The sequence below is a fragment of the Acinetobacter sp. BIGb0102 genome, assembly GCF_003815055.1.
Lineage (GTDB): Bacteria > Pseudomonadota > Gammaproteobacteria > Pseudomonadales > Moraxellaceae > Acinetobacter > Acinetobacter vivianii.
Genome location: NZ_RKQE01000017.1, coordinates 1 through 22,051, shown reverse-complemented (window position 1 = coordinate 22,051; position 22,051 = coordinate 1). Strand labels below are relative to the sequence as shown.

General features: G+C 40.8%; 14 protein-coding genes. 11 read left to right on the top strand and 3 right to left on the bottom strand.

The window, feature by feature from the left end; translation table 11 throughout:
* Positions 1–118: 118 nt before the first annotated feature.
* The 7 genes from lpdA (at position 119) to EC846_RS16600 (ending at position 9,215) form a co-directional block, all read left to right on the top strand.
* Positions 119–1,552, top strand: a complete 1,434-nt coding sequence (gene lpdA, locus EC846_RS16630) for a dihydrolipoyl dehydrogenase (RefSeq protein WP_123775829.1) — start codon at positions 119–121, stop codon at positions 1,550–1,552.
* Positions 1,553–1,686: 134 nt separating this feature from the next.
* Complete coding sequence (gene sucC / locus EC846_RS16625) at positions 1,687–2,853, top strand: ADP-forming succinate--CoA ligase subunit beta (RefSeq protein WP_004640348.1); 1,167 nt, start codon at positions 1,687–1,689, stop codon at positions 2,851–2,853.
* 12 nt (positions 2,854–2,865) lie between these two features.
* Positions 2,866–3,756, top strand: coding sequence for a succinate--CoA ligase subunit alpha (gene sucD, locus EC846_RS16620; protein ID WP_003655479.1), 891 nt, complete (start codon positions 2,866–2,868; stop codon positions 3,754–3,756).
* 526 nt (positions 3,757–4,282) lie between these two features.
* Entirely contained in the window at positions 4,283–4,828 is a 546-nt protein-coding gene (locus EC846_RS16615) for a fimbrial protein (RefSeq protein ID WP_123775828.1), read from the top strand.
* A gap of 41 nt (positions 4,829–4,869) precedes the next feature.
* Positions 4,870–5,598 carry a molecular chaperone gene (locus EC846_RS16610; protein WP_123775827.1) on the top strand — a complete coding sequence of 243 codons (729 nt, stop codon included), beginning with the start codon at positions 4,870–4,872 and terminating at the stop codon, positions 5,596–5,598.
* Positions 5,599–8,154, top strand: coding sequence for a fimbria/pilus outer membrane usher protein (locus tag EC846_RS16605; RefSeq protein ID WP_123775826.1), 2,556 nt, complete (start codon positions 5,599–5,601; stop codon positions 8,152–8,154).
* A gap of 2 nt (positions 8,155–8,156) precedes the next feature.
* Positions 8,157–9,215: a fimbrial protein gene (locus EC846_RS16600; protein ID WP_123775825.1), complete on the top strand. Its 1,059-nt coding sequence runs from the start codon at positions 8,157–8,159 to the stop codon at positions 9,213–9,215.
* A 54-nt stretch (positions 9,216–9,269) separates the two neighbouring features.
* Here EC846_RS16600 and EC846_RS16595 read toward each other — a convergent pair whose 3' ends face one another.
* The 3 genes from EC846_RS16595 to trpS form a co-directional block, all read right to left on the bottom strand.
* Complete coding sequence (locus tag EC846_RS16595) at positions 9,270–10,982, bottom strand: flotillin family protein (RefSeq protein ID WP_123775824.1); 1,713 nt, start codon at positions 10,980–10,982, stop codon at positions 9,270–9,272.
* Between the two features lie 30 nt (positions 10,983–11,012).
* Positions 11,013–11,657: a YqiJ family protein gene (locus EC846_RS16590; protein ID WP_123775823.1), complete on the bottom strand. Its 645-nt coding sequence runs from the start codon at positions 11,655–11,657 to the stop codon at positions 11,013–11,015.
* Positions 11,658–12,073: 416 nt separating this feature from the next.
* Positions 12,074–13,087, bottom strand: coding sequence for a tryptophan--tRNA ligase (trpS, locus tag EC846_RS16585; RefSeq protein ID WP_004775149.1), 1,014 nt, complete (start codon positions 13,085–13,087; stop codon positions 12,074–12,076).
* A 165-nt stretch (positions 13,088–13,252) separates the two neighbouring features.
* Here trpS and EC846_RS16580 point away from each other — a divergent pair, with 165 nt between their 5' ends.
* The 4 genes from EC846_RS16580 to EC846_RS16565 form a co-directional block, all read left to right on the top strand.
* The gene (locus tag EC846_RS16580; protein WP_123775822.1) at positions 13,253–14,176 is read left to right on the top strand and encodes a DUF808 domain-containing protein; all 924 of its coding nucleotides are present in this window, start codon (positions 13,253–13,255) and stop codon (positions 14,174–14,176) included.
* Between the two features lie 37 nt (positions 14,177–14,213).
* Entirely contained in the window at positions 14,214–15,107 is an 894-nt protein-coding gene (locus EC846_RS16575) for a neutral zinc metallopeptidase (protein WP_123775821.1), read from the top strand.
* A 284-nt stretch (positions 15,108–15,391) separates the two neighbouring features.
* Positions 15,392–16,891, top strand: coding sequence for a cation:proton antiporter (locus EC846_RS16570; RefSeq protein ID WP_062846658.1), 1,500 nt, complete (start codon positions 15,392–15,394; stop codon positions 16,889–16,891).
* A 466-nt stretch (positions 16,892–17,357) separates the two neighbouring features.
* Positions 17,358–22,051 (top strand): Ig-like domain-containing protein (locus EC846_RS16565; protein ID WP_123775820.1); only part of this gene is annotated, 4,694 nt, incomplete at its 3' end.

Genomic DNA, 22,051 nt, shown 5'->3' with positions numbered 1-22,051 from the left:
ATCCCCCTAAGTCCCTCTTGAATTACAAGAGGGACTTTCACAAGTTTGATCAGTTTCAAGGTTTGTGAAAATTTCTTCTCTGATAAAAGAAGATAGGGGAGATTCATTGGAGATAAAGATGTCTCAACAGTTTGATCTTGTTGTCATTGGCGGTGGACCTGGTGGTTATGAAGCGGCGATTCGTGCAGCTCAACTTGGTTTCAAAGTCGCTTGTATCGAAAAACGTATTCACAACGGTAAGCCATCTTTAGGTGGTACATGCTTAAACGTAGGTTGTATCCCTTCTAAAGCATTACTTGACTCTTCACATCGTTATGAAGATACAGTGCATCATTTAGCTGATCACGGTATTACGACTGGTGAAGTGAGTTTTGATCTTGCTAAGCTTCTTGCTCGTAAAGACAAAATTGTTGACCAATTAACTGGTGGTATCGATCAATTGCTTAAAGGCAATGGTATTGAGTGGTTAAAAGGTACTGGTAAATTACTTGCTGGTAAAAAAGTTGAGTTTGTTTCACATGAAGGTGAGACTCAAGTTTTAGAACCTAAATACGTAATTCTTGCGTCTGGTTCTGTACCTGTAAATATTCCAGTAGCTCCTGTAGATCAAGATATTATTGTTGATTCAACTGGTGCATTAAACTTCCCAGAAGTACCTAAACGTTTAGGTGTTATTGGTGCTGGTGTAATCGGTTTAGAACTTGGTTCTGTTTGGCGTCGTCTTGGTGCTGAAGTTGTTGTATTTGAAGCAATGGATGCATTTTTACCAATGGCTGATAAAGCCTTGGCAAAAGACTACCAAAAACTTTTAACTAAGCAAGGTCTTGATATTCGTATTGGCGCTAAAGTTGCTGGTACAGAAGTTAATGGTCGTGAAGTGACTGTTAAATACACTCAAGGTGGCGAAGAAAAAACTCAGACTTTTGATAAGTTAATCGTTTGTGTAGGCCGTAAAGCTTATGCAGAAGGTTTATTGGCTGATGATTCAGGCATTAAATTAACTGAACGTGGTCTAGTTGAAGTAAATGATCACTGTGCAACTTCTGTAGAAGGTGTATATGCGATTGGTGACTTAGTTCGTGGTCCAATGCTTGCTCATAAAGCAATGGAAGAAGGTGTAATGGCTGTTGAGCGTATCCATGGTCATGCAGCTCAAGTGAACTACGACACAATCATTTCTGTTATCTATACACATCCGGAAGCGGCATGGGTTGGTTTAACTGAAGAACAAGCTAAAGAAAAAGGTCATGAAGTTAAAACTGGTCAATTCGGTTTTGCTGTAAATGGTCGTGCTTTAGCGGCGGGTGAGGGTGCTGGTTTTGTTAAGTTTGTTGCTGATGCAAAAACTGACCGTTTATTAGGTATGCATGTCATTGGGCCTGCAGCATCTGATATCGTACACCAAGGTATGATCGCTCTTGAATTTGTATCTTCTGTTGAAGATCTTCAGTTAATGACATTTGGTCATCCAACATTCTCTGAAGTTGTTCATGAAGCTGCACTTGCTGTAGATGGTCGTGCAATCCACGCGATTCAACGCAAGCGTAAATAAATATAAAGTGTGGTTCGCCACACTTTTTTGAATGATGATGGTTGTCTGGTTCGGGCAATCATTTATTCAATATGTAGCAGCCTGATTTTAAGAAGATCTAGCTGTATCACACAAACAACATAGTAGGTAACTAAATGAACTTACATGAGTATCAAGCTAAAGCATTATTGAAAGAATATGGCATGCCAGTACAAGAAGGTATCTTGGCAACAAATGCAGACGAAGCAGTTGCTGCATTTGAACAGCTTGGTGGTAAATTCGCTGTAATGAAAGCGCAAGTTCATGCTGGTGGTCGTGGTAAGGCTGGCGGCGTTAAAGTTGCAAAATCTAAAGAAGATGTCATCGAATTTGCTAACAACATCATTGGTACTCGTCTTGTAACGTATCAAACTGATGCAAATGGTCAACCAGTTAACAGCATCATCGTTGCTGAAGACGTTTACCCAGTTGAGCGTGAGCTTTACTTAGGCGCGGTTGTAGACCGTTCTAGCCGTCGTATTACTTTCATGGCTTCTACCGAAGGTGGTGTAGAAATCGAGAAAGTTGCAGAAGAAACTCCAGAAAAAATTATCAAAGTTGAAGTTGATCCACTCGTTGGCTTACAACCATTCCAAGCACGTGAAGTTGCGTTTGCTTTAGGTTTGAAAGACAAGCAAGTTAGCCAATTTGTAAAAATTATGGGCGCTGCTTACCAAGCATTTGTAGAAAATGACTTTGCATTATTTGAAATTAACCCACTTTCAGTTCGTGAAAATGGCGATATTTTATGTGTTGATGCGAAAGTAGGTATCGACTCTAACGCGCTTTACCGTTTACCTAAAGTTGCTGCTTTACGTGACAAATCTCAAGAGAATGAGCGTGAATTAAAAGCATCTGAATTTGATCTTAACTATGTTGCTTTAGAAGGTAACATCGGTTGTATGGTTAACGGTGCTGGTCTTGCAATGGCAACTATGGACATCATTAAACTTTATGGTGGTCAGCCTGCAAACTTCCTTGACGTTGGTGGCGGTGCAACTAAAGAGCGCGTAATCGAAGCGTTCAAAATCATCCTTGCTGATACTTCTGTACAAGGTGTTTTAATCAACATCTTCGGTGGTATCGTACGTTGTGACATGATTGCTGAAGCAATTATTGCAGCGGTTCAAGAAGTAAACGTAACTGTTCCAGTTGTTGTTCGTTTAGAAGGTAACAACGCTGAGTTAGGTGCTAAATTACTTGATGAATCTGGTTTGAAATTAATTTCTGCGAACGGTTTATCTGATGCCGCAGAAAAAGTTGTAGCTGCAGTTAAAGCGTAAGGAGTATCAATCATGAGCGTATTAATTAATAAAGACACTAAAGTATTGGTACAAGGTTTTACTGGTAAAAACGGTACTTTCCACTCTGCACAAGCTTTAGACTACGGTACAAAAGTTGTTGGTGGTGTTACTCCAGGTAAAGGTGGTACAACTCACCTTGACCTACCAGTATTCAACACAATGAAAGAAGCTGTACGTGAAACAAATGCTGATGCATCTGTAATCTATGTACCAGCTCCATTCGTTTTAGACTCAATCGTTGAAGCGGTTGATTCAGGTGTTGGCCTAATCGTTGTGATCACTGAAGGTGTTCCAACAATCGACATGCTTAAAGCAAAACGCTACTTGGAAACTAACGGTAACGGTACTCGTTTAGTTGGTCCTAACTGCCCAGGCGTGATCACTCCAGGCGAATGTAAGATTGGTATTATGCCTGGTCACATTCACCAACCAGGTCGTATTGGTATCATCTCACGTTCAGGTACATTGACTTATGAAGCTGTTGCTCAAACAACTAAGCTTGGTTTAGGTCAGTCTACTTGTATCGGTATTGGTGGTGACCCAATCCCAGGTATGAACCAGATCGAAGCGCTTCAATTGTTCCAAGACGATCCAGATACTGATGCAATCATCATGATCGGTGAGATCGGTGGTACAGCGGAAGAAGAAGCTGCTGAATTCATCAAATCTAACGTGACTAAACCTGTAGTCGGTTACATCGCTGGTGTAACTGCGCCTAAAGGTAAGCGTATGGGTCACGCTGGTGCGATCATTTCTGGTGGTCAAGGTACTGCTGAAGAGAAATTCGCTGCATTTGAACGTGCGGGAATGGCTTACACTCGTAGCCCAGCTGAGCTTGGTTCAACGATGTTGCAAGTTTTAAAAGAGAAAGGTTTAGCGTAATACGTTAGATTTTTAATCTTTAAAAGCCCCAATGGAGACATTGGGGTTTTTTTATTGTCTGAAAAATTTGGATGAGACCTATAAATATAAGTGGATTTTGACGAAAGAAACCATTCATAAGTAAAAATTAAAATTAAGCGCACAAGTCAAAAAAGAAGAATAAATCATTGTGTGTTTGTCTATTTTTCATACATTTTCAAAATTCAGATGAGTTATTTAAATTTCAATAACTTGTACCAAAGTGACAAAAATATTCACCTTCTGACCAAAAAGGAAAAGCATAAAAAAGAGTGATTTTAATCTCTGGTATTTTTAAGTTTATGTTTTAAATCATGAAAAATACAAAACTCGTATTATTGTGTATTAACCTGTGAAAGTGTGACTTGGTTTGCAAATTTTTATTGAAAATGTTGTTTTTGTGTATATTATTGTTTCTGAATTGCATAGCTTTTTTACAAAGATTTTAAACAATTTGGGGTGAAGCTAAGTAATGAAAAATCAATCAAATTTTTATGGATACTCTCAAATGAAAAAATTAAGTTTAGGGCTTGCTCTCCTAGCTGTATGTGCAACATCTACGACTTTTGCTGCAACTGGCGTAATCACTTTTACTGGTCAGCTTGTTGCTGGAACTTGTAGTGCTAACGTTGCTGGAAGTGGTAATGCATCTGCATCTGTAACTTTACCAACTGTGAATACTGCTGCTTTAGGTACTGCGAATGCGACAGCGGGTACCACTGCATTTAAAATCAACTTATCGGGTGCTGGTTGTACAGCAAGCAGCTTAAATGCAACGCCTTACTTCGAATCAGAAGTTGCTAAAGTCAATGCAGCAGGTCGCTTAATTAATACGGCTACAAGCGGCGCAACATTGGTTGATATCCAGTTGTTAACGAATAGCCAGACTGTTATTGATGTGAATGCGCCAGCACCAGCTCAGTCGAGCAGTGTAGGTGTTTCTGCTGGTTCAAATAGCAATGACTTCAATTACTTTGCTCGTTATTTCGCAACAGGTGCGACAACTGCTGGTGCAGTAACGTCATCAGTAAGCTACAGCATTATTTATAAATAATTGTAGTTTCATTTTGGTTGGTTCAGGGGAAATATAAGAATATGCATATCTCATCGATTGCCTTTCGCATTGCAATGCTCAGTTCAATCTCTACTGCAACATTTGCAGGAGTGACGATTACAGGGACGCGTATTATTTTTCCTTCCAACCAAAATACGGTCACTGTTCAATTGAACAATCCTGATGATCGTCCTGCATTAATTCAGGCATGGTTAGACAATGGTGACCCGCATCAGATCCCAGAGGCGGATAAGATTCCGTTTATCTTAACGCCTCCTTTGGCCCAAATTGCTTCAAATAAAGGTCAAATGCTTCGCTTAATTGCGAAAGATACCTCAGCTTTGCCTCAGGATAGAGAAAGCTTATATTGGTTTAATATTTTGGATATGCCTGCATCTGAGCAGGTTGAGACAGCAGAAAAAAATAAATTACAGGTGTCGATTCGTTCACGTATTAAACTATTTTATCGTCCTGTCAATTTAAAAATCTCACAGGAAAAAGCATTTTCCAGTGTTACCTTTAAATATAATGAAACTAATAAAAGCGTGACGGTGAATAACCCATCTCCTTATTATGTAAATTTTTATAATGTCAGTTTGAATCCGGAAAAAGAGAATTTTGTTTATGCTGATCCTTTAATGATTGCACCTTATTCTACGGAGAGTTTTAAACCGGCAATTCAATTTAAGCCTCAAAAAATTAGCTATTTACTGATTAATGATTATGGTGGAAATCAGGCTTATCAAGCCGTCATAAATGGCGAAGAATAAATGAAATATGCATTAAGATATAGCATTATTATTTTATGCATGCAGGGTACTTACGCAGCAGAAAATGAAAATATAAATCAGAAATTACAAGCGAGAGATGGATCAAATAATCGAATTTATACCTTTGATGCACGTGCATTGTTTGGCGGACGCAATCAGGACATTGATCTAACTTCGTTCCGTCAGACCAATGGCGTTGCTGCGGGTGTGTACTCGCTCAATACCAGTATTAATAATCATCGCTCATTGGGTCAGCTTACGCTTAAATTCGATCATTTGAATGCAGAGCTGACGGCGGTGCTATGTATTGATGAACAATTGTTGAAACGACTGGATTTACGTCCAGAAGTCTTAGAAAAACTACCTAAAAAACCATGTCTCACAATTAAAGAGCTCAATCCAGATGCCTACTATGATCTGGATATGTCGGCATTAAGTCTGGATATTTCTTTACCTTTAGCAATTATTAATCAACGGCCAGAAGGTTATATTGCACCTGAACGATTTGAGCAGGGGGTTACTGCTGCTTATATCGGTTATGATTTTAATCGTTACACCAGTAAATTGAACCAGCAAGAACAAGTTAGCAGCAATTATCTGAATTTAACTAGTGGATTCAATTTCAGTCGTTTTAACTTTCGTCATGCTGGAAGTTTTGACTCAGATGGAACGCAACTCGGTGGTTATCAATCTTATCTGAATGTTTTGTCTACAGATATTCCTGCTCTGAAAGCACGGCTAGAAATGGGTGACTTTAATACCCAGACTTATGCGATTGATTCGGCGCAAATACGAGGCTTACAGCTTGCTTCCGATATTAGTATGCTTCCGATGTCGCAACGCAGCTATGCACCTTTGATTCGTGGTTTGGCCAACACCAATGCTTTGGTTTCTGTGTTTCAGAATGGCCGAAAAATTTACGAACGTACAGTACCTGCTGGTGAGTTTGAGTTTAATGATCTCACAGCGGTCAATAACAATGGTGATTTAACTGTTCAGGTCACTGAAAATGGTGGGGAAAAACATAGCTTTATTGTGCCGATGCAAGGGAATATGAACCTTGTTCGAATGGGACAGTTAAATTACAACATTGCTTCTGGGCAATACAAAATCAACAATAAAACATCAGATGATTATATTGGTCAGCTCAGCGCTGAATATGGCTTGAGCAACTATTCCAGCTTATATCTTGGCAGCAATCTCAGTCATGTTTTTCAGAGCTATTTATTCGGTTTTGGACAAAATACAAGGCTAGGTGGACTAAGATTTGATGCGGAAAAATCAAATGCGACCTTAGCAAAAAATGACTATGCGGGTTGGCGGTATAAAGCTGCTTATCAATATAGCTATAGTCCGCTTAATACTTTTTTGAACGTTTCAGCACAATATCAAGATCGTGAATACATGACATTAAGTAATAGCATGTCTTTACGAAATTTTAATGATTTGAATCAAGCTGAAATCGATAGTCTTTTCCTTACCTATTTATTAAAACAGCAATTTAATATTTCGCTTTATCAAAACTTTAAAGAGGGTTTTGGCTCTGTTTATTTAAATGCAACTCAAAATAAATACTGGAATACAGATAAAGACTATGTGCAGTATAGTATTAACTATAGTAATCGCTGGAATAGATTGAGCTATTCTATCGGTTATAGTCAAAATAATAATCAGTTAAATGATTTTGGAAAAGAAAATAAGGTATATCTGAGCTTTTCTTTACCTTTAGAGTGGCGTAAAAAGCAGGCAAATCTATATTCGAATATTCAATATGCAGATAACGTCGGTCATCCAACCACAGCGAATGTAGGTCTCACGGGAACATTAGGGGAAAATAATCAATTCAATTATGGGTTAACCACGACTCAGAACTGGAACAATGGAAAAAATAATTCTGCTGTTTCAGCCAATATGAATTATAGCCTGCCTCAAATACAACTGGGTGCTGTGACGGGCTGGAGTGATGATCAGACCCAATATGGTTTCAGTGCGAAAGGTGCTATTGTCGCTCATCCTTATGGAATTACCGCAACCAATAATTTATCGGACACTTTTACCATTGTTCATGCAAAGGGTGCGCATGGTGCTGATGTTGTTAATGCATGGGGAAGTAAAATCGATTATTGGGGCAATGCGATTTATGCCAATGTTTCTCCTTATGAAGCCAATACCATCCGTTTAGATACCAAGCATTTGCCTCTGGATGTGAATTTAAGTGCAAATCAGGCTGAAGTGATTCCACGTCGTTATAGTTCAACCTTAATCAAATTTGACGTCGAGCAAAGCTCAAATATTTTATTAAATGTACAGGTTAAGGGTGAACATCAGCAAATCCCAATTGGTGTACAAGCGGTGAATCAGGCAGGACAAGTCGCAGGCATGTTTGGTCAGTCTAATCAGCTATTTATAGAAAAAGCGCAATTATTAAAACAAGATCTATATGTGCAATGGGGAATGAGTGAATCTTACACTTGCCATATTGATGCACCAGAAAAACTGCTTCCGAAAAGTAAGCAACCGAATCGTATACAGATGATCGATGTGGAGTGTAAATAATCATGCTAAAAAAATATGGATTTACGCTCTTATTTACTGTTTTAGGCATGGCTCTGGGACAACATGCTTATGCTACGGATAATGGTGTGTGTACTTCGAACCCAACTCAGCCTTTGGCGACCAATACCAGTAGTATTACCAACTCAACTTCAAACTGGACACTTGTCACCAACTTTGCCACATCGATTGCGGCTTATTCTTTGGTGAATTGTTCAAACAAAATCACGGATAATTTCCCTGACCGAAAAACTACATCTTTCACTACAGTGGGAAGTAACGTCAACTTTGATCAAACGATCAGTTATGCAGGTTCGACGTATTACAAAATCGTCAACAGCAGTAGTCCTTACTTTAATCAATATGCGTATGTGACTTTTCAAATACAGGATACCAAGTCTGGAAAGCCCGTTGTTGCTTTAGCCAAGACGGTGAGCTTGTATAACAATGCGACAGGGGAGTCTGCGACCCAAGGCGTCAATATTGTTAATTTGAAGTTTTATTTTACTTCTGGATTGACCGAAACTACGCCAGCAGTGCAGCTTGATTTAGGCAAGGTCACTGTGGATATGACCGAAGGGACGAACCGTTATATTGATAGTCAATCGGGTTTTGTGCAATTAACACTGAATCCAGAAAATACCAAAACCTGTAGCTTAAACAATCCGATTGTGACTTTACCTACGATTGCAACCAGCGCTTTAGCAACAGCAGGTACGGAAGCTGGCGGGAAAACGCCTTTTTCAATCACGGCGGCTTGTAGCAATGGCTTAGCTAATACCTTGTTGTACTTTACGATGAGTGATAATGCCAATGTCGCGAATAGCACTAACGTATTGAGCAATAGCAATGCTGCAACCAGTAATGTCGGCATTCGAGTGTATGATGTATCTAATAATTCAGCGATTAACTATGGCACAGAATATTCATTTGGTCGGTTGGGCACAGGATCAAATCTAGCTTTAACTAAAAATTTCTATGCAAAATATTATAAGAAAGATAATGTTGCCGCCGCCGCGGGGAGTGTCAATGCGCAGGCGACCGTCATGGTGAACTACAAATAAAAGTGCAATAAAAAAGAGCCTTACAATGAAGACTCTTTTTTATTTATATCGGACTTATTCTGCTTTTGGTTTATTTAGGTTTTGAGTCAAGCCATTGATATCACCACCTTGCAGACCGAGTTCATTCATCAGGCTATCAATTAAGGGTGCTTGTGAACGGTAGCGTAAGGCGCTATTCACCACTTGATCAGACAATGAGGTTGAACTGTTTTCAACGGCTTCACCTGAAGTTGCAGAACCACCAGCAAAGCCATTTAAGCCATTCACTTGCAAGATTTTGATGTCATCAATATTTTCCATCGGTTTCACGCTTTCACGGATAATCTCTGGTAAATGCTTCAATAGCGCCAAGCGAATCTGCATTTCAACCTGCTCAGCAGAAAGGGTGTTGGCTGCCTCATTGACTGCACGCGCACCTTCTGCATCGACTTGATATTGTTTCTCTAGGGCTTGAGCCAGCAGCACTTTCGCATCTGCTTCACCTTTGGCCTTTAAGCGTATTTTCTCAGCGTCAGCTTCTGCTGCAATGCGTACTGCTTCTGCTTCATCGGCAGCGGCTTTTTTACCTGCATCCGCAGCAACGGTAATCGCAATCGCTTCTTTCTCAGCAGTCTGTTTTGCTGCAACCAGTTCAACCGCTTTTTGACGTTCAGCGCGTTGGGTTTCACGCACGGTCACAACTTCTTCCTCTGCTTTTACCGCTTCGGCACGGGCCTTGTCAGCTTGCGCTTTGGCTTCTGATTCAGCACGCGATTTTTCAGCAATGGCAATGGCGCGGTCTTGCTCAGCCAGCTCAATGGTTTTCTTCTGTTCAACCTGTGCTTTTTGAATGAGCTGAGCTTTTTGGATATTTTCATTCTCTACATCACGTGCCGAAGCAATCCGTTTAATTTCCACTTCACGCTCAGCAGCAATTTGGGCTTCTTCAGCCTCACGTTTTTTACCTGCTTCTTGAGAGGCGATTTCTGCGGTTTGTTCAGCTTTACGAATCGAGATTTCACGCTCTTGCTGTAACTTTGCATATTCTTCTTCACGCGAAATTTCTAAACGAGCACGTTCAGCTTCAAGATTTTTTGCACGGATCGCCAAGTCAGCATCTTGTTCAATGTCGTTACGCTTTTTACGACGGTCTTCAATCGTTTCAGTCAGTTTGGTTAAACCTTCTGCATCGAACGCATTTTGCGGGTTAAAAAATTTAAAGCTGGTTTGATCGAGACCCGTTAAAGAAACGGTTTCAAGCTCCAAGCCGTTCTTGGATAAATCTTCCGAAACCACTTGCTGAACTTTCTGTACGAAATCGACACGCTTTTCATGTAGTTCTTCCATCGCCATTTCAGCGGCAACGGCACGTAGAGAATCGACAAATTTACCTTCCACCAGATCTTTTAACTCTGGTGGAGACATGGTTTTACGACCTAAGGTTTGTGCCGCCGTTGCAATGGATTCTGCAATAGGTTTAACACGCACATAGAATTCTGCCATGACATCGACACGCATACGATCGCGGGTAATCAGTGCCTGATCCGCAGCACGCTTCACTTCCAGACGCAATGTGTTCATGTTGACTGGGATAATTTCATGTAAAACAGGCAGCACGATTGCACCCCCATTTAAAATGACTTTTTCACCGCCAAAACCAGTACGCACGAAAGAGACTTCTTTGCTTGAGCGCGTATATAGACGAGCGATAACAATACCGATGAAAACCAGTGCCGCAAAAATAACACCTGTAATAATTAGAATTTCAGTCAATGCTGAACTCAACATTTATACACCCTCATGTAATAAATATAAAAACTAAGAAACAATCGCTTGGAATCCAATTTTGGTTCTTTGCGTTAAAATAACGTCTTGGCCTTGATGGAAAACCGTATCAAATTCGGGTTCAACCAAGACGTAATGCGTTTGACCAAACTGGTCTTTTACTTTGGCTTGTGCAGGGGAGTTTGGTTTGGCTTCCCCTAAGATAATGTGAGCGGTACGGCCAATCAGATCATCATGCTGAATTGCTGTGGTTTCATCTTTAGGAATAATCTTGGCAATCAGCGCTGCGCTATAACGTACCAATGGCATTGCCAAAAACAGGCAGGCAGGTGCAATAATCCATGCCGATACATATTGTTCTGTAAACTGGAAAAAAAGATCCTGAATAATCAAGCCTGTTAATGCATAAAGAGTTAAGAAAATAATTAACCAGATTAGTAAAGGGACTTTGCCCAGATAGAGCCATTCTAAAAGCTGGGTGAACAGATTTTCCGACTGTTCAAGTGAAACATCGGCATGGTCAATATCGGTCAGGCTATCAGGGAGAAACTGTTCCAGAAAACTTGAACTACCACCAAATAACAGCAAGATGAATTCCAGTACACCGATAAATAGACATAGCATTAAGGCAATGCTAAAAATAAGATTAGAAGGGTGTGTTAATAGATCCCAGATCATCAGAGTTTCTCTTATTTCTTTTAGAGATAATTAATAAATTTTTTATAAAAATAAAACAGTTATAAGAATAAATCTAACGCGATTGAATTTCAACCTAAATCGTTCACATTCTTGCAGACGAAAAAAAACGCAATGATTGGGGTTGTCATTGCGTTGAACAACGAATCTGTTTAAAACAGTTTCGGTTGAAAGGAGAAATGTCATGAGATTAGTGTTTGCTAATCTACAACGCAATAATATTTAAAATCCCGACTAAGTTCATAGGTATTCATGTTAATAACTGTTAATACATGTTAATAAGTGACAAAAAGTGTTAGTTTTATATTTTATGGGGAAGTTCTAAAATTAAACTTAAATCAAAAGCTTATATTAAAAAAAGCCCGAGATCGGGCTTTTTATGTGAAAAATAACATAAATTAGAATTTAAATAATCCTAAGCCATCTTTCACTTCATCTAAGGTCTGTTGAGTGATGATACGGCATTTTTCAGTGCCTTGTTTGAGTACATCCATAATGTAATCAGGATCTTTTTCTAACTCGGCACGACGTTCACGGATTGGCGTGATCAGCTCTTTCAATACACCTTCCAGACGTTTTTTCACTGTACCGTCACCTAAACCACCACGACGATAATGCGCTTTTAATTCTTCAACTTCTTCTTTATTTGGGTCAAAAGCATCTAAATAGGTAAATACGATGTTGCCTTCAACCTGACCTGGATCTTCAATACGTAAGTGATTTGGATCGGTATACATTGCATTGACGGCTTTCTTGATGTCTTTGTCAGAAGCATTCAGCACAATGGTATTGCCTAATGATTTAGACATTTTTGCTTTACCGTCAAAACCTGGTAAACGCGCCATGTTAGATAAGAGTGCTTTACATTCTGGTAATAGGTCATGACCGATTTGGCGGTTGACACGACGAACCACTTCGTTAGTTTGCTCGATCATTGGAATCTGATCTTCGCCCACAGGCACAACAGTTGCTTTAAATGCAGTGATATCTGCCGCTTGCGCAATCGGGTAGCACAGGAAGCCCGCTGGAATATCACGCTCAAAACCACGCATCTGGATCTCAGATTTGATGGTTGGGTTACGCTCTAAACGTGCAACAGTCACGTAGTTGAGGTAAAGCATGGTCAATTCATTCAGTGCAGGTAAGCAAGATTGCACACAAATTGTGGTTTTGGTTGGGTCAATGCCGACTGCCAAATAATCTAGTGCAACTTGAAGAATGTTGTTGCGGACTTTATCTGGATTATCGGCATTGTCTGTCATTGCCTGAGCATCAGCCAATAATAGGTGTTGATGATGACTGTCTTGTAGACCTACACGAGATCGTAATGAACCGACAAAGTGTCCAAGATGAAGTTGTCCAGTTGGACGGTCGCCTGTCAAAATGATTGGACGTTGATCAATATTACTCATGATATGTTCCAAGATTCAGTTATTTCATAGATATAAGATTGATATTATTGTACGAGAAATAAATTTTTTTCGTCAGCGATAATTTTAACTTTTTCTGAAAAATAATATTGTGAATATACTGAAGGAATCTACAATAGCGACATAAATACAAATTAGGAAATAAAAATGGCGAGTGGTTTATTATTATTACTGGATGATATCGCGACGATTCTGGATGACGTTGCTGTAATGAGCAAAATGGCAGCCAAAAAAACTGCGGGTGTATTGGGCGATGACTTGGCGCTGAATGCACAACAGGTCAGTGGTGTGCGTGCAGATCGTGAGTTGCCTGTTGTCTGGAGTGTTGCAAAAGGGTCATTTGTTAATAAGTTAATTCTGGTGCCATTAGCCTTGCTCATCAGTGTGGTTGCGCCGTGGCTCATTAATCCCTTATTGATGATCGGTGGTCTGTTTCTATGTTATGAAGGTGTCGAAAAGGTCGTTCATACCTTGAAGCATAAAAAAGCCAAAACAACAGAAGAGGCAAGTGAAGATTTACAGGAAGTCGAAGTTGATCTGGCGAAATTTGAAAAGGAAAAAGTAAAAGGTGCGATTCGTACCGACTTTATTCTCTCTGCTGAAATTGTGGTGATTTCGTTAGGTACAGTTGCAACAGCAGCATTTACGACTAAAGTGACAGTATTAAGTATTATTGCAATTGTCATGACGGTCGGGGTGTATGGTCTGGTTGCAATGATCGTGAAAATTGACGATTTAGGTTTATATTTAACCCAGCAGGCTTCTGAGTTTAAGAATAAAATAGGACGTGGTTTACTTGGTTTTGCTCCACTTTTGATGAAAACACTTTCAATTGTTGGAACAATTGCCATGTTTTTAGTCGGTGGCGGTATTATCTCGCATACCATTCCATTACTGCATCATTTTACAGAAGAAACAGTTGATCATTTAGAGCTGATTCCAAGTGTAGGTTCAATCATTGGTGCATTGACGCCAACATTAATCAATCTTGGAGTTGGTCTGGTAGCTGGAGCAATTGTATTGCTTATTGTCGGCTTGATTCAGAAAGTTTGGCCAAAGGCATCAACTTAAACCCGAATCGTCATCATCAAAATTATGTGAGGTCGTTATGCGCTGGAAAGGTCGTCGAGTCAGTACCAATGTTGAAGACCGTCGTGGTGGTGGCGGAGCAAAAGCAGGTGGTATCAGTATATTAGGTTTGGTTGTGGCGTTTGTTGCCTGGAAATTCTTTGGCGTCGATCCGCAACAGGCATATCAGGCTACGCAAGCTGTGACAGCACAATCTTCTCAGCAAGGCGGTGCACCGCAAAGTTTAACGGTTGAGCAGAAAGAAGCGAGTGATTTTGTCGGTACGGTGCTGGCAGATACAGAAGATACCTGGACACCAATTTTCCAGCAATTGGGAATGACTTATAAGCCACCTCGTCTGGTACTCTTTAGTGGGATTGATCGATCTGCCTGTGGAACCGCACAAGCTGCAATGGGACCCTTCTATTGTCCTGCCGATCAAAAAGTCTATATTGATACTTCTTTCTTTAAAGATATGCGCCAGCAGATGGGCATTTCAGGTGAGCAGAATCAAACTGAGCTTTCTCGTCAGGATCAGGCAGGAGATTTTGCCCAAGCTTATGTGATAGCGCATGAGGTTGGACACCATATTCAAAACTTATTAGGGATCTCTGGTCAGGTACAGCAAGCCCGTGCTCAGGCGAGCCAAGCGCAGGGGAATCAACTTTCTGTGCGTCTGGAATTACAAGCTGACTGTTTTGCGGGTATCTGGGCGCATCAAAATCAACAGCGTACTCAATTCCTTGAGCAAGGGGATATTGAAGAAGCGATGGATGCGGCAGAAAAAATTGGTGATGACTATCTACAGCGCCGTGCAACAGGACAGGTTGTGCCCGATAGTTTTACTCATGGTACCAGTGAGCAGCGCATGCAGTGGTTCCAGATTGGTTTAAAATCAGGTGATGTCAACCAATGCAACACGTTTAAGTCATAAGCATGGATGTTTTTTGTCCTTGATTTTTATACGGAAGATATACGAAGCCTAAGAAGAATTAACGTAAAATAACATGTCTATGCTGAATTGAGGATGATTGGTTTATTACTGCATCTAAATCACTTGTGTATAAAAAATAAATAATTGGTGAGTAAAACTGCAGCATAGACCTTTTTTCTTTATTCAATTGCAAAAACAAAGAACTTTTAAATTTCATGTTTCATTGAGTTTTAAAGTTTAAATAAATGATATGTGTTGAAAATTGAAATAAATAAAGAGGTTGTATGGGTAATTTTTTTCTTTTACAAGCATTAACGGTAATTTTTGCATTATCCATTGCCACAACCATTTTTAATAAGCGAATACTTGGGTTTCCTCAAGCGATTGGTGTTCCTATTGTTTCAGCAATTTTTGTCTTTATTTTACAGTGGGGTGCAAGCCTATTAAACGGTAATCAGTTTATTACCATTAATATTCATAATATTGAAGCAGCTGTAAGAAATATTGATTTTTATGATTTTTTAATTAATGGTGTTATCTGCTTTATTTTAACCTCTTCCGCACTCAAATTTAAAATTTCAGATTTAAGAAATTACTGGAAACCTATTGGTATTTTAGCCACCATTGCACTGGTGTTATGTGCAGGATTTTATGCAGGTTTATTGTATTTATTTCAATGGTTGGTTGGCTATCCAGTCCCGATTGGCGTTTTATTGTTATTAGGCGCAGCACTTGGGGCGACAGATCCAATTGGTGTTAAAGGGGTACTCAGTTCAATTCGAGCACCACACCATCTCATGGTAAAGCTGGAAGGTGAATCTTTATTTAATGATGCCATGTGTATTGCATTATTTATGACGTTATTAAAAGTTTTACAAGGTGAACATTTTTCCTTACTGGCAACAGTTGAAACCTTACTTTATGAAATCTTTGTGGCGGTGATTATCGGTTTTGGATTCGGTTTTGCAATCTTGCGTTTATTACGCGGTAAACATGAGATGGAATCGCTAATCCTAACCACAGCCTTGCTTGCCAGTGGTTCTTATCTGGTTGCGCTATTTGCCCATGCGTCAGCGCCAATTGCCTGCGTCATTGGTGGTCTGATTGTCGGTAATAAATGGCAAGAAATTCGTGAACAGCGTGAAATACGTGAGGTGAATCACTTCTGGCATACAGTTGAAGGGATTATTAACTCTTTCCTGTTCACGTTAATTGGTTTAGAGCTGTTTATTCTTGATCTTAGCGCTAACCTGATTATTGGTGGGATTATTGCCTTTATTATCCTACATCTTTCTCGTTTTGCTGCCAACTTTGCTGCTTTTGCTCTATTCCCATCGTTCCGTAATAAAAGCTATAACGGCAGTTTGGCGATTCTATCTTGGGGAGGGGTACGTGGTGGTATTTCACTTGCCTTGATCCTTGCTGTTGCAAACATTCCTGAGCTGAGCCAGTACAGTAGTATTCTGATTGGTTATACCTTTATTAGTGTATTGCTGTCTGGTGTGGTGTGTGGGCTTGGTTTGCCTGCGGTGATGAATGCTTTCTACTACAATCCAAATGAAGAGAAGGAAGGTTTAAAAGGCCTCTATCAACGCATGTGTAACAAGATGAACCGTCGTGGCTTTAAATATATTATTGGTGAGGATGCTTTAGGGCGAGAAACGATTACCATCTATAACCCTGAGATTCTATTGGATCAGAAAACCGATGATGGGGTGGCTACGATGCATCATCCAAGTAAACGAGAAGAAGTTAAACGTTTAGAAAATCCTGATAACTTTTAATTGTATATTTTTTTCATTTGTTCAAAAAAGCCTTTTTATTTTAAAAGGCTTTTTTGTTTTTAAATTAACAATATCGTTAAATGGTGTGTTTAATTTAATTAAAGTATTGAAAGTGGTTTTTATTTTAATTTAAATAATATATTTAAAAAGTTTGTTTAATTTAATTAAAATACTTTTTAGGAACCCATTATTTCTTTGTAAATTTATTTGTTTAAAAGTGTAACTTTTTTATTTTGTAAAGTAATTTTTATTTTTTTTGTTGTTGTAAAACATAATGTTGTGTAAGTGTCATAAATTATTTCAATGTAAGTTTATTTTCTTTGTTTTGTGAGCTATTTAACATTTATTCGGTTTGATTTAAAGTAATGTCGTGAACTCTATCACTTGAAAAAATAATTTTAACTTCAGTAATAACGTAATTAGAAATTGATTTGAAATTAATAATATATAATTGAGGAATATAATCATGTCTGAAATACAAATTATTTCCAAGGAAAGCCATAAAACCCTTGCAAATACGACGGGAAAAACAGCGTCCTTACCATCTGAGGCCACAGTCGTTTTGGTGAAAATACCAGTAAACGACATCTCAGCAGTAAAAAGAGATGGTTCTAATGCCGTTATTTTACTGAAAAATGGTGAGCAGATTGTTATTCAAAACTTCTTTAATGAAGGAGCGAATTTAGATAATAGCCTTGTTTTTCAGGGCGAAGATGGTCAACTCATTTGGGCACGTTTCAAAGATGCTGAAAATGACGCGGATGCAGATAGTGACGCGGATGCAGATGCAGATGCTGACACTGAAGGGGCTGTATATTTAGAAGAGACTCCAGCTGTTGTGCCAGAGGCTGCTCCAGAAGTTCCAGTTTCAGATGTTGTCTATCAACCCATTCAATCTGTAGAACCTTTGCTTTACCATGATGGTGGAATGAATCCATGGTTATGGGCTGTTCCTTTAGTCGCTGGCGGTATCATTGCGGCAGCAAGCGGAGGCAGTGATGGCGGTGGACGTGATAATGATGGGAATAATAATCCAGACACCACACCTCCAGATACGAGTGCAGTTAAATTTAATGTAGATCCAGTTACTGCAGATAATGTCCTTAATGCCGCAGAATCAACTTCGACAGTCAAAGTTACAGGTACATTAACTGGTATTCCAGCCGATGCTGCGAGCACGGTTGTGACACTCGTCATTAATGGTAAGACTTATACTGCAACTGTAGATCCAGCAACAGGTAAATGGACTGCTGATGTCGCAGGTAGTGATTTACTGGCTGACAGTGATAAAACTATCGATGCAACAGCCACCTTTAAAGATGCTGCGGGTAATAGCAGCACAGTTACCGATACCCAAAGCTATACTGTTGACGTGACTGCACCAGCGGTGCCAGAAATTGATCCGATCAATGGTACCGATCCAATTACAGGTACAGCAGAACCAGGTTCGACGGTGACTGTAACATTCCCAGATGGTAGTACCGTTCAGGTTCCTACCGATCCAACCACAGGCGAATGGACCGTACCTAACCCAGGCGGTTTAAAAGATGGCGATACCATCAAAGTTATTGCCACAGATCCAGCAGGCAACCCATCAGCACCTGGTACGGAAACTGTAGACCTCACTCCACCAAATACGGATAACGTTGAATTTAGCGTTGATCCAGTCACAGCAGATAATGTTCTTAATGCTGCAGAATCGACTTCGACTATCACAATTACAGGTAAATTAACAGGTGTACCAGCTGATGCTACGAGCACGGTTGTGACACTCGTCATTAATGGTGTGACTTACACAGCGACTGTCGATGCCGCCACAGGTAACTGGACTGCAGATGTTGCAGGTAGTGATTTAAAGGCTGACAGTGATACGACTATTGATGCAACAGCCACCTTTAAAGATGCTGCGGGTAATAGCAGCATAGTCACCGATACACAAAGTTATACTGTTGATGTGACTGCACCAGCGGTGCCAGAAATTGATCCGATCAACGGCACTGACCCAATTACTGGTACAGCAGAACCAGGTTCAACGGTCACAGTCACTTTCCCTGACGGTTCAACTGTTGAGGTTGATACAGATCCAACTACAGGTGAATGGACAGTACAAAATCCAGGCGGTTTAAAAGATGGCGATACAGTTACAGCAATTGCTACAGATCCAGCAGGTAACCCATCTGCACCAGGCTCAGAAACTGTAGATACAACTCCACCAAATAACAGCACGACTACAATTACAATTGACCCAATTGCGGGTGACAATGTTGTTGATTCAACAGAGGCGGGTGCTAATCAGGTCATCAGTGGTAAAGTCACAGGGGAGTATCGTGTTGGTGATGTAGTCACTGTTAATGTGAATGGCATCAACATTGCGACAACTGTTCAGACGGGTGGTTTATGGAGTATCACAGTTGCCGGTGGTCAGCTGGTGCTTGATGCTGATAAAACCATTAATGTGACTATTCAGGCAACAGACGCAGCAGGTAATGTAGGTAATGTAACTGCTGATGCAACATATACTGTCGATATCACCACACCTGTTGTTGTAATTAATCCAATTGCAGGTGATAACGTTCTGAATGCAGCAGAAGCTGGTGTCAATCAAACCATCAGTGGTTCAGTGGTTGGTAGCTTTACTGTCGGAGATCAGGTCACTGTCAATGTCAATGGTACAGACTACACCACTACTCTAGATAACAACGGAAACTGGAGTATTGAGGTTACTGGTGCAGAGCTTACATTGGATGCAGATAAAACCATTAATGTAACTGTAAATGTAACAGGCGTTGGTACTGTTACTGCAGATCATACTTATACGGTTGATACAACAGCACCTGACAACAGTACAACAACGATTACGATTAATCCTGTTGCTGGTGACAATAGTCTGGACTCAACAGAAGCTGGTACAGATCAAACGATTAGCGGTAGCGTAACAGGCGAATATAAAGTTGGCGATGTCGTTATTGTCAATGTCAATGGCGTAGATATCACTACCACAGTTCAGACTGGTGGTGTATGGAGTATTACAGTCGACGGTGGTCAACTGGCACTTGATGCAGATAAAACCATTAATGTAACTATTCAGGCAACAGATGCAGCAGGTAACGTTGGTAATGTTACAGCAGACCTTACTTACACCGTAGATATCACCACACCAGTTGTAGTGATTAACCCGATTGCTGGGGATAATGTCGTCAATGCAGCTGAAGCTGGTGTTGATCAAACCATCAGTGGTTCAGTAGTTGGAAGCTTTACTGTTGGAGATAAAGTCACTGTCAATGTTAATGGCACAGATTACACGACTACCTTACAAACAGGCGGTGTCTGGAGTGTGACTGTTCCAGGTAGTGAATTAACAGCAGATACAGACAGTAAAATCAATGTAACAGTTGAAGTTACTGGTGTTGGACCAATCAATGCTGATCAAAGCTATACAGTAGATACGGATGCACCAGATACGACAGGTTCGGTATTAAGCATTAATGACGTAACTGCCGATAATGTATTGAATGCAGCAGAATCAGCAAGCACTGTGACCATCACAGGTACTTTAACGAATATCCCAGCCGATGCAGCAACGACTGTTGTCACTTTACTGATTAATGGTGTGATTTACACCGCGACTGTCGATGCAGCAACAGGTAACTGGACTGCTGATGTTGCAGGTAGTGATTTAGTGGCTGATGGTGACAAGACTATTGATGCGACTGCAACCTTCACCGATGCAGCAGGTAACAGCAGCACAGTCACCGATACACAAACTTATACTGTCGATACCACAGCACCAGATAATACAGGTGCGACCCTAACGATTGATGATGTGACTGCAGACAACGTGTTGAATGCCGCAGAATCAACTGGCACTGTGACAGTAACAGGTACTTTGACAGGTATCCCAGCTGATGCAGCAACCACAGTTGTGACACTCGTTATTAATGGTGTGACTTATACCGCAACTGTCGATGCAGCGACTGGTAACTGGACTGCAGATGTGGCAGGTAGTGACTTGCTTGCAGATGGTGACAAAACCATTGATGCGACAGCAACCTTCACCGATGCAGCAGGCAACAGCAGCACAGTCACTGATACTCAGGTCTATACAGTCGATACCACAGCACCAGATAATACAGGTGCAACCTTAACGATTGATGATGTGACTGCAGACAACGTGTTGAATGCCGCAGAATCAACGGGCACAGTGACCGTAACAGGTACCTTAACTGGTATCCCTGCAGATGCAGCAACCACGGTGGTGACACTGCTGATCAATGGCGTGACCTACACTGCAACTGTTGATGCAGCGACAGGTAACTGGACCGCAGATGTGGCAGGTAGTGACTTACTTGCAGATCCGGATGCGACCATCGATGCGACAGCCACCTTCACTGATGCCGCAGGCAACAGCAGCACAGTCACTGATACACAAACTTATACAGTCGATACCACTGGCCCAGACAACAGCACCACCACGATTACCATTAACCCGATTGCAGGCGATGGCATTGTTGATTCAAGCGAAGCAGCAACAGATCAGACCATTAGCGGTACGGTTACCGGTGAATACAGCGTGGGTGATGTGGTCACAGTCAATGTCAATGGCGTGGACATCACCACGACCGTACAAACTGGTGGCTTATGGAGCGTTACGGTTGATGGCGGACAGTTAGTACTTGATGCAGACAGCACCATCAATGTCAGCATTACGGCAACAGATGCCGCAGGTAACACAGGTACTGTGACAGCAGATGCCAGCTACACCGTGGATATCACCACACCAGTGGTGGTGTTTGATCCAGTTGCAGGCGATGACATCGTCAATGCTGAAGAAGCAGGCGTAGACCAAACCATCAGTGGTGCGGTTGTAGGCGGCTTCACTGCAGGTGATGCAGTGACAGTTGTGGTCAATGGCAACAATTACAACACGACGGTACAGGCGGATGGTACATGGAGCGTGACTGTTCCAGGTAGCGATTTGACTGCAGATGCAGACAGCACCATTGAAGTGACAGTTGACGTAACGGGTACAGGACCGATCAGTGCAGATCACAACTATGTTGTGGATACCACTGCACCAGATACCACGGGTACGACACTGACTGTTGCACCAGTCACCACGGACAACACACTCAATGCCGCAGAATCAACTGGCACAGTGAC